Source organism: Streptomyces sp. NPDC012637 (assembly GCF_042954805.1).
In the GTDB taxonomy this organism is placed as follows: Bacteria; Actinomycetota; Actinomycetes; order Streptomycetales; family Streptomycetaceae; genus Streptomyces.
Map to the genome: position 1 here is coordinate 209,948 of NZ_JBIBDS010000006.1, position 14,843 is coordinate 224,790.

A 14,843-nucleotide genomic window follows, 5' to 3' on the forward strand; every position below is an offset into this window, starting at 1 on the left:
TTGCGGCGAGACCGTCCACAAAGGCTTCTTCAGGGGCCGGCCCGAGTCAGCTGAGGACCCGGAGATGGGACTTCAGGTTGGAAGAGGCTCAATGATCGTCGCTGAGCCGGTTCCTCGAGGACAACGTGCGGCACCGGCTGGAGGCCGCCGGGTGAGACGTGACGCCGGGCAACCGACGGGTGCACAACGGACCACACGACATGCTCGGCGAGGACCGGCTGCGCTGCCCGGACCGCGTCGCCGCCGGCACCACCGCAGCGGCCGCCGCCCATCGCAGCCGCCTCGACGCCGCCCTCGCCCTCCCTCGGGTGGAGTCCGTCGACCGTCCCCGCGGCGCTCCTGTCGCTGATGACTGCCGGTTTCTCGGCCAGAGCAGGCTTCGTCCACAGCGATGCTCGGTACCGACGTCGTGGACACAGGGGCAGGAGTTGAGCTTGTCCGCTACTTTTCGTCCGTGACGAATCAGCAGCAGGGCGGCGGCGAGGGCGAGATCCTCGACCCCAGGACGTGTGGCTGGTGCGGGGAGGAGATGACCTACCCGCGGCGGTTCTGCAGGGACAGTTGGGAGTTGTGCGCCGCGTGCGGCACGTGCTTGTGCGACGAGGAGTGCGACGCCCGCTGACGAATAGCGCAGCGGATGACCAGCGGGGATGTGGGACAGGGGGCGGTGGCGGCTGCCGGTGCGGGCCGCCCGTTCGCGCGTCGGGCCGGTCGTGCCGGCAGGTCAGAGGCGCTTGCGGCGGCGCTCCGCACTTCAATGGTCACCCTGGCGGCCGGCGAAGCTGCGGCGAAGTGACAGGTAGATCTCTGCCGTCAGGTCTGACCGGAGCCAGAGCAGCGCACCATGCGGAACGCCCGGGGCGGGTGGAGCGCTCCAAGCGCCCCGGGGTTGCGCCCGCTCTGGCACAGGGCGGAAGAGACGGCCTAGTCCAAGGGCCGACCGGGGGCGACGGCGGCGCTCGAGCGGGTGTCGGCGTCGTCGTCCGTGTCGGTGACGGTGCCGTTGGTGACGTGGCCCGCGAGGCCGAGCAGCAGGAAGAGCCAGACCAGGACCTTCGCCGGTGTGCCGAGCAGGAGTGGGCGCGTGCCGGAGTAGGCCTGCCCGGCCGCGGGGCCGGGCTCGTCGCCGAAGAGGCCCTTCGGGTAGACCGGCGTCAGCATCATCACGTACGCGCTGAACCGCATCCGGTAGCGGACGACGGCCGCCGTCGCCGCGAACACCGGTTCGGGCAGCCGCCCGAGGACGATGCCGATCAGCCAGAACACCCAGCCGACGGCGAACCAGCCGGACTGCGCGAGGCTGATCACGATCGCCGCCGGGATCATCAGGACCAGCCGGAACAGCACCGCGAGCCGGTTGAGCGGGGTGCGGCGCAGTTCGATGCGGACCGGATAGTCCGGGGCGTCGAAGGCGAACGGCGGATAGCGGTCGACGAGCAGGGTCGAACTCGCGGTGACGCGGGTCTGGTAGGCGAGGATGTCGCCGAGGACGGTCGCGATCGGGTCGGGCAGACGGCCGAGGACCAGCGCGGCGAACCAGCCGGCGATCGTCACGAAGAACGCGACGACCGAGAGCAGCACGACCGCGATGAACTGCGGCAGCAGCAGCAGCCACCGCAGGAACACCGTCCAGCGCCGCTGCCGCCCGGGAGGGGGCACGTCCAGGACCGGGCGGAACTCCCCTGCCTCGTCGTCCGCGACGGGACGCGGTCCCCAACCTGTGGTCATGACCGCCTCCGTATCCCGTGGGCTTCGTCCCGTGGTGTCGTCGTGCCTCGGCGCGCGAGGTCGTCTCGATCCTGACGCGGGACGCCGGGTCCCGCACCGCCACGGGGGCCAGGCGGGGAACCGCCGGTCGCCCGGTAGCGGGAGGCCTGCCGGAGAGGGGGCACCTTAGCAGCGCGGCACCCGTCGCCGGGCGGAGTTCGACTACTCTCCACACTCGCGCGACTTCGTGCGGTAGTCATGGAGACAGGGAGGGAACACCTTGGTCTTCAGTCTCAGTCGCCGTCGCAAGTCCGCCCCCGTCACCGCCGCAGGCCCCGTCGGCCGTGTCGCCTCCGCGGGCTCCGGTACCTGCCCGTACGTGCCTCCGCCCGCGCCCGGGCCGCCCGCGGTCGCTCCCGGCGCCGCCGGGACCCTCCGGCAGGAGGCCGAGCGTTTCGTCCGTCAGTTCCACCGGGAGCAGCCGCAGGCGGGCGACGTGGAGCGACGGCTGCGCGAGGTGCTGACCGAGATCGGCCGCACCGGTACCTACACCCACTCCCCCGCCGAGCTGGCCTTCGGGGCCCGGGTGGCATGGCGCAACGCGGCCCGGTGCATCGGCCGGCTCTACTGGCGCAGTCTCGTGGTCCGGGACCTGCGGGCGGTCAGGGACGCCAACGCGATCGCCGAGCAGTGCTTCGAGCATCTGCGGCAGGCGGGGAACGGCGGCCGGATCCGGCCGGTCGTCTCGGTGTTCGCGCCGGACCGGCCGGGACGGCCCGGGCCGCGGATCGTCAACGACCAGTTGGTGCGCTACGCCGGGCACCGCACGGGAGAGGGCCGCTGGATCGGCGACCCGCGCAGCGCCGGGCTCACCGCGCAGGCCCGTGACCTGGGGTGGAAGCGGGAGGACGAGGCGTTCCAGGTGCTTCCGCTGATGGTGCGGGAGCGGCCCGGATCACGGCCGGAGTGGTACGAGCTGCCGGACGGCGCCGTGACGGAGGTGCCGCTGCGGCATCCCGACCACGCGTGGTTCGCCGGGCTCGGGCTGCGCTGGTACACGGTGCCGGCCATCAGCGACATGGTTCTGGAGATCGGCGGCATCCGGTATCCGGCGGCGCCCTTCAACGGCTGGTACATGGGGACGGAGATAGGCGCCCGGAACCTCGCCGACACCGAGCGCTACGACCTCCTCCCGGCGGTGGCGGACCGGCTGGGGCTCGACCGGTCCTCGGAGCGGACGCTGTGGCGGGACCGGGCACTGGTCGAGCTGAACGTGGCGGTGCTGCACTCCTTCCAGGAGGCGGGCGTGACGATGGCGGACCACCACACCGAGTCCGGGCGCTTCCTGCGGCACATCGCGCAGGAGAGCCGGCACGGCCGGCCCACGCCCGCCGACTGGAGCTGGATCGTCCCGCCCCTGTCCGGCTCGGCGACCCCGGTCTTCCACCGGTACTACGACCCGGTGGACCCGTCACTGCGCCCGGCGTTCCTCGCCCGGGAGGCGTGACGGGTGACCCGGCGGTGCCGGAGATCACGGCTTAGGCTCGTGGCATGGCCGTGCACCTCTTCGCCGGAATTCCCGTCAGCGACTACGCCTCGGCGCTCGCCTGGTACGAACGGCTGCTCGGCTCGCCGCCCACGTTCGTCCCGAACGACACCGAGGCGGTGTGGGAGGTGGCCGAGCACAGGTCCCTGTACATCGAGCTCCGGCCGGGCCACGCCGGCCACGCCATGCACACCCTGTTCGTCGACGACTTCGACGCCGTGGTCGGCGACATCACCGCCCGGGGCCTGCGGCCCACGCAGCGCGAGACGTACGGGAACGGGGTGCGCAAGGCCACGTTCCGCGACCCGGACGGGAACGAGATCGGCTTCGGTGGAGCTCCCGTGCAGGAACGCCAGGGCTGAAAGCGGGCCGCGGTGCCGGGGAGGCTGCACGCCGTGGGCCCGAGGGCCCGGTGCGCACGGCGCCGGGCCCTCGGCACACCCGGACGGTCAGACCGCCGGGGAGTAGCCCGCCGGGCGGGTCGTGAAGGTGGCACGGCCCTGGGTACGGCTGCGCAGGTGCGTCGCGTAGCCGAACAGCGCGGCCAGCGGGACCGTCGCCGTCAGGACCGCCGTGTCCGCGTGGGTGGTGGAGTCGGTGATCCGGGCACGACGGGCCGCCAGGTCGCCGAGCACCGTTCCGACGGTGCTGTCGGGTGCGGTGACGGTGACCTCCACGACGGGTTCGAGCAGGGTGGTGCCACCCCTGCGCAGGGCCTCGCGCAGGCCGAGCCGTCCGGCGGTGCGGAAGGCGAGCTCGGAGGAGTCCTTCACATGGGTGGCGCCGTCGGTGAGCGTGACGCGGACGCCGGTCACCGGATGGCCGGCGAGCGGGCCTTCGGCGAGCGCGTCGCGGCAGCCCGCCTCGACCGCGCGGACGAACTCCTGCGGGACGCGTCCGCCGGTCACCGTCGAGCGGAAGACGAAGTCCCGCTCGTCCTCCCCGTCGGCGTCGTCGAGCGGCGCGACGTCGAGGACCACGACCGCGAACTGGCCGGACCCGCCGTCCTGTTTCACGTGGCGGTACGTCAGCCCGGTCACGCCCAGGGCGGGCGTCTCACGGTAGGCGACGCGCGGTCGGCCCACGGTGACTTCGAGGACGTGGGCGCGGCGCAGCTTCTCCACGGCCACCTCCAGGTGGAGTTCGCCCAGGCCGGACAGGACCGTCTGCCCGGATTCGGGATCGGTCCGCACGATGAGCGAGGGGTCTTCCTCGGTCAGGCGGGCGAGCGCCGTGGCGAGGCGTTCGGTGTCGCGGCCGAGCCGGGCCTCGATCGCGACGGAGACCACCGGGTCGGCGGAGACGGGCGGTTCGAGGCGCACGGGCGGCGCGTCGGGTGCGCAGAGGGTGGCGCCGGTGCGGGCGGCCTTCGGTCCGACGACGGCGACGATGTCCCCGGCGGCGGCGTGGTCGGCCTCGGTGGTGCGGTCGGCCTGGACGCGCAGGATGCGGGCGATCCGTTCGGTGCGGCCGGTGGTGGTGTCGAGCACGGTGTCCCCCTTTCGCAGGGTGCCCGCGTAGAGGCGGAGGTAGGTCATGCGGCCGGTGGGCGTGGTGGTCACCTTGAAGGCGAGCGCGGTGAGCGGCGCCGTCGGGTCGGCCGGCTGCTCGCCGCGTACCGGCGGCAGGTCGGCGGGTGCGGGCAGGTAGGCGACGACGGCGTCGAGCAGCGGCTCGATCCCCCGGTTGCGGTACGCGGAGCCGCACAGGACCACCACGGCCTCGCCGGCGAGGGTGAGGTCGCGCAGGGCGGCGGTCAGCGTCCGCTCGTCGAGGGTGCCGTGGGCGCAGAACTCCTCCACGGCGCCGGGGTGCAGTTCGGCGACGGTCTCGGCGAGCCGGTGTCGTCGCCGCACCGCTTCCTCGGCCAGCGCCTGTGGCACGGGGCCCGTCTCGTACGTGTCGGAGCCGGGCCGCCAGGTGTACGCGCGCATGCGGACGAGGTCGACGACGCCGGTGAAGGCGTCTTCGCGGCCGATGGGCAGCTGTACGGTCAGCGGCACGGTGCCGAGGCGGGTGCGGATCGACTCCACGGCGGTGTCCAGGTCGGCGCCGGCGCGGTCGAGCTTGTTGACGAAGGCGAGGCGCGGAACGCCGTGCCGGTCGGCCTGGCGCCACACGGACTCGCTCTGCGGTTCGACGCCCTCGACGGCGTCGAAGACGGCGACGGCGCCGTCGAGGACGCGCAGGGCGCGTTCGACCTCGTCGGCGAAGTCGACGTGCCCGGGCGTGTCGATGAGGTTGAGGCGGTGGTCGTCCCAGTCGCAGCTGACGGCCGCGGCGAAGATGGTGATGCCGCGGTCGCGTTCCTGCGGGTCGAAGTCGGTGACGGTGGTGCCGTCGTGCACCTCGCCGCGCTTGTGGGTGGCACCCGTGAGGTAGAGGAAGCGCTCGGTGAGGGTGGTCTTGCCGGCGTCGACGTGGGCCAGGATGCCGAGGTTGCGGATGCGGGTACGCATGATGTGGGTGGTCCTTCGCGTGCGATGCGGTGGCAGGGCAGCGCGATTCCCGTGACGGTGCGGGGGCCGGACGTGGCAGGCGGACGTGGTCGTACGGTGAGGTCTCGTACGGTTCGTCCCGCCGTGCGCGGGCCCGAGGGCGGGGTTCGTCGCGGGTCAGCGGTGTCGGCCGCGCAGCCGGCACCGGAGCGACGAAGAGGCCAGGATCACGTCGTACCGGGCACGGGAGACGACGGCGGCGACGGCGGTGGCCTTCGTGGCGCGCATGGTCATCTCCCTTCGGTTCATGGTCCGTTCGGCGGTACGGGCTGGAGTCTAGGCAGGGCGGGCCGGGAGAGGACACCGGTTTTCCGCGGCACCGGGTCCGTCGGGCGGGACGAAGCCCCGGCGTACGCGGAAGCCCGGACGGGCCGACCCGCGCCCGGGCGCGAAGACGCCCGGCCTCCCTCGGGCGAGGGAGGCCGGGCGGGTGACGTCGTCAGGAGCGGCCGCGGGCGCGGCGGTTTCCGCCGCCCTGGCCACCCTGGCCTCCCTGACCGCCTTGGCCTCCCTGACCACCCTGGCCGCCTCGGCCGCCGCCGCCCCGGCGGGCGCGCCTGCGGTGGGGTGACGGTACGGGAGCGACAGCGCCCCCGGCGGCCTCCGGGGACGAGAACATCATCGGCACGGCCGGAGGGGCCGGGGCCGCGGGCGCGGCCGGGGCGGCGCCTGCGGACGGCCCCGAGGGCGTCCCGGCGGGCGGTCCCGCCGTGCCGGTGGCGGCGGCCGCCGTCGCTGCGGCGGCGCGGGCGGCCAGCGAGTCGCGGGCGCCGCCCGCTCCGCCGGCTCCCGCGAGGACGCTCGCGTGGGAGATCTGCGGCGCGCAGGCCTGGCAGATCTCCGCGAGCGTCCACACCTCGGCGACGGCCGGGTTGTGAATGAGGACGAGCAGCGTACGGCCGGTGCACGTGGTGCGCGCGGCGTGGTGCCGGCAGTCGCTGGCCCCGCAGGCGCAGGCCGCGTTGGGCCGCGGTGCGGCCAGCCGGGCGTGGGCGCGCACGTGTTCCGCGGCGAAGACCCGCAGGGAGTGGAGGTCCTTGGACCGGGCCGGCATGCGGCAGCCCGGCGTGGAGCAGGTGACCGTCGCGGAGTGGTCGGGGTGACCCGTCAGTCGGATCGTCCAGGTCCTGCCTGGCACACGTGATCCAGGGAGCATGCTCAACGCGCGCGTTTCCGTTCAGGTGAGAGGGGTGTTGGCCATGGTTTTACCCCGTGCGCGTCGAAGGTTCACATCCCGGGTCCCCCTGGAGGGTCGTGGCGGCCGGATCCGGCCCCCGGACGGAGGGTCGCGGCGCGCAGTCGGCGCAGCGCGAGCGGGGCCCCGGAACCGGGCACGAGGGCGACGGTCCTGGTCGGCGGCTCGCCGGGGCGAGCCGCCGGGTGGGCATCGCGACGAGGAGACAGGCGCAGCCGTGCGCCGGGCCCAGCGGGGCGGAGCCGGGCCGCACGGGGACGGTGGCCGGATCGGTCGCCATGAGGAGGCGCGCAGCGCCTCCCGCAGCCGGCCCGGCACTCCGTCGAGCGGATCGGCGCCCAGGTCGGCTTCGGTTCCCCCACCGCGTGCCGGGACCGCTTCAAGCCCACCACGGGCGTGAGCCCGCACGGGTACCGGCGCAGCTTCGCCTGACCGCCCGGGCCGCCCGCCCGGCCACCGTCCGGACCGATGCCCCGGCACTCCGGCCCGGCGGCCCGCTCGGCGGCGCGGGCCGCCGCCGTCCACCCGCCGCCCGGGGCACGCGTGCGGCGGCCGTGCGGTGGCGGCGCGGGGACGGGGCGCGGAGCATGGAAGCGGCTCGTGATCGACGAGCGGCCGAAGTGTCTGGAGTGTGTTCCGCATGACCGAGAACGAGGCCTGGGGCGACGACGTCTACCAGCCCGACGGCAGCGAGGTGCAGGACGACGCGGGGCTGCTCGACGCCTCGGACACCCTGGAAGGTCCGCTCGACAGCCCGCTCGACGAGGGATACGTGCCCCCGGACCGGCCCCTGGCCGTCGAGCACACGGGCGTCACCGCGGCAGAGCGGCTGCGGGGCGAGAGCCTGGACCAGCGTCTCGCCGAGGAGGTCCCGGACGACGACCCGAACCTCGACTGGGACGGCATCGGGGACGCCTCGGACACCGACGGGGAGCCGCTGGACGGCGAGGTCGGCGGTCGCCGGGCCGGCCGTCTCGTCGCCCTGGACGGCGGACACGCCCTCTCTCCGCTCGAGGGACTCGCGCGTGACGTCGGCATCGACGGCGGTGCGGCCTCCGCCGAGGAAGCGGCCGTGCACCTCGTCGACGAGGAGTGACCCGGCAGGCTGCCGGTTGCCTGCCGCGGGGTCCGGGCGTGCCACCGAACCCGTACTCCTGACCCGGCTGATCCGCTTCAAACGCGCATCACCGCAGGTTGTCCGGGACTTTGACGAGACCGTCAGGTCGCCCACGAGGCGTTATCCAGCCGTTATAAACGGTCATTTTGTCCGTTCATCGCCGGATTCGCCGGGGACGAAGTGACGGACTTCCGCAGCGGTATCCGCCCGCGCACCTATCTCACCCTCCAGCCTTCGCGCAAGACCCTCGGACCAGGAAGTTCGCTCCACTGCTCGGTAGCTTCGGCGCACATGACCGCAGCACACATGACGTTCCCGAAGGCCCCGGTGACCGCCCTCGACATCGGCCCCGCCCGGCCGGACGACGGCGCCGACCTCTGGCGGATCGCCCGCGCGGCAGAGGACCTGGACCTCAATTCGCCCTACAGCTACCTGCTGTGGTGCCGCGACTTCGCCGCCACGACCGCCGTCGCCCGTGACGCCACGGGACGACCCATCGGCTTCGTCACCGGCTATCTGCGCCCGGAGGCGCCGGGCACCCTCTTCGTCTGGCAGGTGGCCGTCGACGGTTCACATCGCGGAACCGGGGTAGCCGGAGCACTGCTCGACGCCCTGGCCGCGAGGGTGGCGGCGGCCGAGCACGGTCCGATCCGGATCGAGGCGACGGTCACCCCCGGGAACGTGGCCTCGGACCGGCTGTTCCGCTCGTTCGCGCGCCGCCACGGCGCCGCCCTGACCCGGGAGGTCCTGTTCGCCGCCGACGCCTTCCCCGTCGACGCCGCCGCCCAGGTCCCCGGCGTCTCCGACGCCTCCGGCTTCGACGCGCAGGGCGCCGCGGCCCACGAGCCGGAAGTGCTCTACCGCATCGGCCCGCTGACGCGGCCCCTGCCGTAGCGCCGCGGTCCGCCGCACCACCGGATCCACTCCGCACCAGCGCGGACCCACTCACCCGGATCCGCTCCGCCCCGCCCAGACCCCTTCCGCCCCACCAAGCCCCACCGCGAAACAGAGATACGGGAGAACCGTGACCCTCACCGACATCGCCCCGTCCGTCTTCGAGACCGTCGAATCGGAGGTGCGCAGCTACTGCCGCGCCTGGCCGGTGGTCTTCGAGCAGGCCCGCGGGAGCCGGCTGTACGACGAGCACGGGAGGCCCTTCCTCGACTTCTTCGCCGGGGCCGGGTCCCTCAACTACGGCCACAACAACCCGGTCCTCAAGCGGGCGCTGCTCGACTACCTCGCCCGCGACGGCGTCACCCACGGCCTCGACATGTCGACGACCGCCAAACGCGACTTCCTGGAGACCTTCCGCTCGGCGGTGCTGGAAGCGCGCGCCCTGCCCTACAAGGTGATGTTCCCGGGCCCCACCGGCACCAACGCCGTGGAGGCCGCGCTGAAGCTCGCCCGGAAGGTCACCGGCCGGGAGACGGTCGTCTCCTTCACCAACGCCTTCCACGGAATGTCCCTCGGCTCGCTCGCCACGACGGGCAACGCCGCCAAGCGTGCGGGCGCGGGAGTGCCCCTCCCGCACGTCACGCGGATGCCGTACGACCAGTACCTCGACGGCCGGATGCCGGACTTCCTGTGGTTCGAGCGGCTCCTCTCCGACCCGGGCTCCGGCCTCGACCGGCCGGCCGCGGTCATCGTCGAGAGCGTGCAGGGCGAGGGCGGGATCAACGTCGCCCGCGCCGAGTGGCTGCGCGGGCTCGCCGATCTGTGCCGGCGGCACGAGATGCTGCTGATCGTCGACGACGTGCAGATGGGCTGCGGCCGGACGGGCGAGTTCTTCTCCTTCGAGGAGGCGGGCATCACCCCCGACATCGTCACGCTGTCGAAGTCCATCAGCGGCTACGGCCTCCCGATGGCCCTGTGCCTGTTCCGTCCCGAGCTGGACGTGTGGCAGCCGGGCGAGCACAACGGCACCTTCCGCGGCAACAACCCCGCCTTCGTCACCGCCACCGCCGCGATCGACACGTACTGGCGCGACGACGCCCTGCGCGACCGCACCCTCGCCCGGGCCACGCGGATCGAGAGCGCGCTCGGCGACCTGCTCGGCGACGACGGCCGCACGGGCGTCGCCCTCCGGGGACGCGGGCTCGTGTGGGGCCTGGAGTTCGCCGACGGGGACCGGGCCGCGGCGGTGTGCCGGCGGGCCTTCGAACTGGGGCTGCTCCTGGAGACGTCCGGACCGCACGACGAGGTCGTGAAGCTGCTGCCGCCGCTGACCGTGACGGACGACGAGCTGGACGAGGGGCTCGGCATCCTGACCCGCTCCGTCCGGCACGCCGCCGAGCGCGCCGCCTTCTGACGAGCCCTCAGGTCTCAGGACCTCAGGTCCTGAGCCTCGCGACAACCTGCCCCCAGCACCACCGAAAGGCCGACTCGCATGATCGTCCGCAGCTTCGCCGAGATCGAGAACACCGACCGCCACGTCCGTGCCGCCTCCGGCACCTGGGAGAGCAAGCGCATCGTCCTGGCCCGCGAGCGGGTCGGCTTCTCCCTCCACGAGACGGTGCTCTACGCCGGAACCGAGACGTCCATGTGGTACGCGAACCACGTCGAGGCCGTCGTGTGCACCGCCGGAGAGGCCGAGCTCACCGACAACGAGACCGGCCGCAGCTACACCATCGTGCCCGGGACCATGTACCTGCTCGACGGGCACGAACGGCACACCCTCCGCGTCAAGGAGGACTTCCGCTGCCTGTGCGTCTTCAACCCGCCGGTGACCGGCCGCGAGGACCACGACGAGAACGGCGTCTACCCGCTCCTCACCGAACCCGAGCCCGGGTCCGAGCCGCGCGACGCCTGAAAGACCGCACCCGACCCCCACGAGTCCGTACGAGAAAGGAAGGCACCGCCCGTCATGACCTCCGCCCCCACCCGTCCCGTCGACCTCTACCCCACCCGAGGCGCCCAGGAGCAGCTGATCGGCCGCAAGGACCCCGTCGTGTGGGCCGAGCCCGGAACTCCCGGGCCGTTCTGGGCCCGTGAGCTGGAGGAGTACGAGCGCGACGGCTTCGTCACCGTCGACGAGCTGGTCACTCCCGACGAGGTCACCGAGCTGCGGGCCGAGCTGGACCGACTGGTCACCGACCCCGCCGTGCGCGAGGACGAGCGGGCCGTCGTCGAGCCGCGCTCGCGCGAGATCCGCTCGGTGTTCGAGGTGCACCGGATCAGCGAGGTGTTCGCCAGGCTGGCCGCCGACCCGCGGGTCGTGGGGCGTGCCCGGCAGATCCTCGGCTCCGACGTGTACGTCCACCAGTCGCGTGTCAACGTCAAGCCCGGCTTCGGTGCGAGCGGCTTCTACTGGCACTCCGACTTCGAGACCTGGCACGCCGAGGACGGTCTGCCCCGCATGCGGACGGTGTCGGTGTCGATCGCGCTCACCGCGAACCACACCACCAACGGCAGCCTCATGATCATGCCGGGTTCCCACCGGACCTTCCTCGGCTGCGCGGGTGCCACCCCGAAGGACAACTACAAGAAGTCGCTGCAGATGCAGGACGCCGGGACGCCGTCGGACGAGGCGCTGACGACCTTCGCGGACGCGTGCGGCATCCGGCAGTTCACGGGCGCGCCCGGCTCGGCGACCTGGTTCGACTGCAACGCGCTGCACGGCTCGGGCGACAACATCACCCCGTACCCGCGGAGCAACGTGTTCCTGGTCTTCAACAGCGTCGAGAACGCACCGGAGATGCCCTTCGCCGCGCCGATACGGCGGCCCTCCTTCATCGCCGCGCGCGACGTCACCCCGGTCGGGTGAGCGTCGTGTCCCGACCCTCGTCGATGAAACGGCGCGGCTTCCTCGCCCTGGCGCCCGCCATCGGGATCGCCGGGCTCCTGACCGGGTGCAGCCGCACCGAAGTGGGCACGGGCGCACCGAAGGAGGACGCGGACCTGCTCGCGAAGCTGCGCGAGCGGGGCCACGTGCGGGTGGGCTTCGCCGGTGAGGCGCCGTACGGCTTCCAGGACGGCGACCGGCTCGCGGGCGAGGCGCCGACGCTGCACCACGAGGTGTTCTCGGCGCTCGGCGTGCCCGAACTGAGACCGACGCTCACCGAGTTCGGCGCGCTGATACCCGGCCTCCTGGCCGGCCGCTTCGACGTGGTGAGCGCCGGCATGTCGATCACGCCCGACCGCTGCGCCAAGGTCATCTTCTCCGCGCCCGAGTTCGTCTCCACCACCGCGCTGATGGTCCGCAAGGGCAATCCGAAGCGGCTCGGCGACTTCGCGTCCTGTGCGCGCGAGGGCGCGACGGTGGGTGTGCTGTCGGCCGCGGTGGAGGCCTCGTACGCGAAGGCGGCGGGCGTGCCGGACGGGTCGGTGAAGACGCTCGCCAAGCAGCAGGACGGTCTGGACGCCCTGCTCGCCGGCCGGATCGACGCCTTCGCGCTGACCGGCATCTCGCTGCGCTGGCTCGCGAGGACGAACCAGGGGGCGGCCGTGGAGGTGGCGGACCCGTTCGTGCCCGAAGTGGACGGGGTGAAGCAGTGGAGCGCGGGCGGGGCGGTGTTCCGGCCTGGCGCGCGGGCCCTGCGGGACGCCTTCGACCGTGAGCTGGCGAGGATCACGGGCGACCCGGCGCGATACGTGGGTCTGATCGGCCGCTACGGGTTCACCGAGCGGGAGGCCCCGCCGCGCGGGCTGCGCACCGCCGACCTGTGCGCGGGCCGGGGCCGGGTGTGAGCGCGTTCCTGACGGAGCTGGAGCGGGCGCTGCCGCGCCTCGGCGAGGGACTGCTCGTCACGGTGGAGGCGACGGTGCTCGGCGCCGGGCTCGCCCTTGTCCTCGCGTACGCGCTGGGGCTGATGTCCGGCGCGAGGCGGCTGCCCGTGCGGGGCGCGGCCCGGACGGTGGTCGAGTTCTTCCGCGGCACGTCGTTGTACGTGCAGCTGTTCTGGCTGTTCTTCGCGCTGCCGATGCTCGGCTTCCGGCTGGAGCCGCTGGCCTGTGCCGTGGTGGCCCTCGGTCTCAACTTCGGGGCGTACGGCGCCGAGGTGGTGCGCGGCGCGGTCGCGGCCGTGCCCCGGGCGCAGCTGGAGGCGTCGGTGGCCCTGGGCATGGGGCCCGGGTTGCGGATGCGCCGTGTGGTGCTGCCGCAGGCGCACGCGCTGATGGTCGCGCCGTTCAAGAACCTGCTGGTGCAGCTGCTGAAGGCGACGCCGCTGCTGTCCCTGGTCACGGTGCCCGATCTCACCTTCGAGATCGACCAGTTGCGCTCGGCGACCGGGGACACGGCGGCGGCGTACCTGCTGCTGCTCGCGGTGTACGGAGTGCTCGCCGGCGTGCTGAGCCTGCTGATGAACGCGTTGGAGCGGGCCGCCAGGGCGCGGCTGGGGACGGGCGGTGACGGGTGATGTGGGACGGGGAGGCGGCGTGGGCCGCGCTGCCCGCCGTACTGGAGGGCTTCGGGGTCACGCTGGTGGCGACCGTGCTCGGGTTCGGGGTGGCGCTGCTGCTCGGTCTCGTGCTCGCGCTGGTCGGGCGGGCCGGGCCGCGGTGGGTGGCCGGGCCGGTGAACGCGGCCGCCGCGTTCGTCCGCTCGACGCCCTTGCTGGTGCAGCTGTTCGCGGCGTGGGTGCTGGTCCCGGCCCTGGACGCGCTGGTGCTCGGCGTGCTCGTCCTGGGCGTGCACTACGCCGCGTACCTCTCCGAGGTGTACCGGACGGGCATCGACGCCGTACCGAAGGGCCAGTGGGAGGCGTGCACGGCGCTGTCGCTGCCACGCCGGCGGGTCTGGCGGGCGGTGGTGCTGCCGCAGGCGGTCCGCAACGTGCTGCCGCCGCTGGGGAACTACGCCGTCTCCATGTTCAAGGAGACGCCGCTGCTCTCGGTGATCACGGTGCACGAGATGGTGCACGAGGCGAGCTCGTTCGGCAGCACGCACTTCGCCTATCTGGAGAGTTTCACGCTGGCCGCCGCGGTCTTCCTGCTGGCGAGCTGGCCGACGTCCGTGCTGGTACGACGACTGGAGGCACGCCTTGCGAGAGGAGCTTGAGGACACGGTGGAAGCGGTGCGCTTCGACCGGGTGACCAAGCGGTACGGGGAGCACACCGTGCTCGACGGACTCGACCTGACGGTCGGGCGCGGCGAGCGGGTCACGCTGATCGGGCCGAGCGGCTCGGGCAAGACCACGATCCTGCGGCTGCTCATGACGCTGGAGCGGGTGACGGAGGGCGTCATCCACGTGGCCGGTGAGCCGTACTCCCACATGCCGGGCGGGCCGGGCGGGAAGCTGGTGCCGGCGAACGAACGGTACCTCGCGTCCCGTCGGCGCGGGATCGGCATGGTCTTCCAGCACTTCAACCTCTTCCCGCACATGAGCGTCCTGGAGAACGTCGTCGAGGCGCCCGTGCACGTGCTGCGGGAGGGCCGGGAGGCCGCGGACGTCCGGGCGAGGGAACTGCTCGGCATGGTCGGCCTCGCCGACAAGGTCGACGCCCGGCCGACCCGGCTCTCCGGCGGCCAGCAGCAGCGGGTGGCGATCGCCCGCGCGCTGGCGATGCGGCCGGAGATCCTGCTCCTCGACGAGGTGACGTCGGCGCTCGACCCGGAGCTCGTGGCGGAGGTCCTGGACGTGCTGCGCGACGTGGCCCGCGCCACGGACATCACGCTCCTGTGCGTGACGCACGAAATGGGCTTCGCCCGCGACGTGTCCGACCGGATCCTGATGTTCGACCAGGGCAGGATCGTGGAGTCGGGACGGGCGGACGAGCTGCTGGAGGAGCCCGGTCACGAGCGGACCAGGGCGTTCCTGAGGGCTGTGCGGTGAGGTGACG

At 73.1% G+C, this 14,843-nt stretch carries 15 protein-coding genes and 1 pseudogene; 13 read left to right on the top strand and 3 right to left on the bottom strand.

The genetic code is table 11. The annotated features are described in order from the left end of the window. Positions 1 to 454 precede the first annotated feature (454 nt). Positions 455 to 622 (top strand): hypothetical protein, encoded by a 168-nt coding sequence (locus ACFY8W_RS24190; protein ID WP_391108785.1) that lies wholly within the window; start codon positions 455 to 457, stop codon positions 620 to 622. 302 nt (positions 623 to 924) lie between these two features. On the opposite strand, the gene ACFY8W_RS24195 is transcribed toward ACFY8W_RS24190, so the two are convergent. Beyond that, positions 925 to 1,728, bottom strand: a complete 804-nt coding sequence (locus ACFY8W_RS24195; protein WP_391108788.1) for a DUF4389 domain-containing protein — start codon at positions 1,726 to 1,728, stop codon at positions 925 to 927. A 358-nt stretch (positions 1,729 to 2,086) separates the two neighbouring features. Here ACFY8W_RS24195 and ACFY8W_RS24200 point away from each other — a divergent pair, with 358 nt between their 5' ends. Then, positions 2,087 to 3,214, top strand: coding sequence for a nitric oxide synthase oxygenase (locus tag ACFY8W_RS24200; protein ID WP_391109648.1), 1,128 nt, complete (start codon positions 2,087 to 2,089; stop codon positions 3,212 to 3,214). 44 nt (positions 3,215 to 3,258) lie between these two features. Beyond that, positions 3,259 to 3,615, top strand: coding sequence for a VOC family protein (locus ACFY8W_RS24205; RefSeq protein ID WP_391108791.1), 357 nt, complete (start codon positions 3,259 to 3,261; stop codon positions 3,613 to 3,615). Positions 3,616 to 3,702: 87 nt separating this feature from the next. Here ACFY8W_RS24205 and fusA read toward each other — a convergent pair whose 3' ends face one another. Then, positions 3,703 to 5,712, bottom strand: a complete 2,010-nt coding sequence (fusA, locus tag ACFY8W_RS24210) for an elongation factor G (protein WP_391108794.1) — start codon at positions 5,710 to 5,712, stop codon at positions 3,703 to 3,705. 478 nt (positions 5,713 to 6,190) lie between these two features. Next, positions 6,191 to 6,889 (bottom strand): hypothetical protein, encoded by a 699-nt coding sequence (locus tag ACFY8W_RS24215; protein WP_391108797.1) that lies wholly within the window; start codon positions 6,887 to 6,889, stop codon positions 6,191 to 6,193. Between the two features lie 369 nt (positions 6,890 to 7,258). Here ACFY8W_RS24215 and ACFY8W_RS24220 point away from each other — a divergent pair. The 10 genes and pseudogenes from ACFY8W_RS24220 to ehuA all read left to right on the top strand — a co-directional run. After that, positions 7,259 to 7,378: pseudogene (locus ACFY8W_RS24220) on the top strand (AraC family transcriptional regulator); the annotation flags it as partial. 208 nt (positions 7,379 to 7,586) lie between these two features. Next, positions 7,587 to 8,042, top strand: a complete 456-nt coding sequence (locus ACFY8W_RS24225; protein WP_391108800.1) for a DUF5709 domain-containing protein — start codon at positions 7,587 to 7,589, stop codon at positions 8,040 to 8,042. Between the two features lie 312 nt (positions 8,043 to 8,354). Then, a complete protein-coding gene (gene ectA / locus ACFY8W_RS24230; protein ID WP_391108803.1) occupies positions 8,355 to 8,957 on the top strand; it encodes a diaminobutyrate acetyltransferase in 603 nt (200 codons plus the stop codon). Between the two features lie 130 nt (positions 8,958 to 9,087). After that, on the top strand, positions 9,088 to 10,371 hold the full coding sequence (ectB, locus tag ACFY8W_RS24235; protein ID WP_391108805.1) for a diaminobutyrate--2-oxoglutarate transaminase: 1,284 nt from the start codon (positions 9,088 to 9,090) through the stop codon (positions 10,369 to 10,371). Positions 10,372 to 10,449: 78 nt separating this feature from the next. Next, positions 10,450 to 10,872 (top strand): ectoine synthase, encoded by a 423-nt coding sequence (locus tag ACFY8W_RS24240; protein ID WP_391108808.1) that lies wholly within the window; start codon positions 10,450 to 10,452, stop codon positions 10,870 to 10,872. A gap of 54 nt (positions 10,873 to 10,926) precedes the next feature. Beyond that, complete coding sequence (gene thpD / locus ACFY8W_RS24245) at positions 10,927 to 11,826, top strand: ectoine hydroxylase (protein ID WP_391108811.1); 900 nt, start codon at positions 10,927 to 10,929, stop codon at positions 11,824 to 11,826. 23 nt (positions 11,827 to 11,849) lie between these two features. After that, positions 11,850 to 12,749 (top strand): ectoine/hydroxyectoine ABC transporter substrate-binding protein EhuB, encoded by a 900-nt coding sequence (gene ehuB, locus ACFY8W_RS24250; protein WP_391109651.1) that lies wholly within the window; start codon positions 11,850 to 11,852, stop codon positions 12,747 to 12,749. After that, entirely contained in the window at positions 12,746 to 13,420 is a 675-nt protein-coding gene (ehuC, locus tag ACFY8W_RS24255) for an ectoine/hydroxyectoine ABC transporter permease subunit EhuC (RefSeq protein ID WP_391108814.1), read from the top strand. Before ehuB ends, ehuC begins: the two co-directional genes overlap by 4 nt. Beyond that, complete coding sequence (gene ehuD, locus ACFY8W_RS24260) at positions 13,420 to 14,061, top strand: ectoine/hydroxyectoine ABC transporter permease subunit EhuD (RefSeq protein WP_391108817.1); 642 nt, start codon at positions 13,420 to 13,422, stop codon at positions 14,059 to 14,061. Before ehuC ends, ehuD begins: the two co-directional genes overlap by 1 nt. Beyond that, entirely contained in the window at positions 14,045 to 14,836 is a 792-nt protein-coding gene (gene ehuA, locus ACFY8W_RS24265) for an ectoine/hydroxyectoine ABC transporter ATP-binding protein EhuA (RefSeq protein ID WP_391108820.1), read from the top strand. The genes ehuD and ehuA overlap by 17 nt, the downstream gene beginning before the upstream one ends. Positions 14,837 to 14,843: the final 7 nt, after the last annotated feature.

Excerpts from the sequence above, each read along its gene's own strand:
- fusA (WP_391108794.1), bottom strand. The coding sequence starts at position 5,712 with ATGCGTACCCGCATCCGCAACCTCGGCATCCTGGCCCACGTCGACGCC.
- thpD (WP_391108811.1), top strand. The coding sequence starts at position 10,927 with ATGACCTCCGCCCCCACCCGTCCCGTCGACCTCTACCCCACCCGAGGC.
- ehuB (WP_391109651.1), top strand. The coding sequence starts at position 11,850 with ATGAAACGGCGCGGCTTCCTCGCCCTGGCGCCCGCCATCGGGATCGCC.
- ehuD (WP_391108817.1), top strand. The coding sequence starts at position 13,420 with ATGTGGGACGGGGAGGCGGCGTGGGCCGCGCTGCCCGCCGTACTGGAG.
- ACFY8W_RS24205 (WP_391108791.1), top strand. The coding sequence starts at position 3,259 with ATGGCCGTGCACCTCTTCGCCGGAATTCCCGTCAGCGACTACGCCTCG.
- ACFY8W_RS24195 (WP_391108788.1), bottom strand. The coding sequence starts at position 1,728 with ATGACCACAGGTTGGGGACCGCGTCCCGTCGCGGACGACGAGGCAGGG.
- ACFY8W_RS24240 (WP_391108808.1), top strand. The coding sequence starts at position 10,450 with ATGATCGTCCGCAGCTTCGCCGAGATCGAGAACACCGACCGCCACGTC.
- ectA (WP_391108803.1), top strand. The coding sequence starts at position 8,355 with ATGACCGCAGCACACATGACGTTCCCGAAGGCCCCGGTGACCGCCCTC.
- ACFY8W_RS24225 (WP_391108800.1), top strand. The coding sequence starts at position 7,587 with ATGACCGAGAACGAGGCCTGGGGCGACGACGTCTACCAGCCCGACGGC.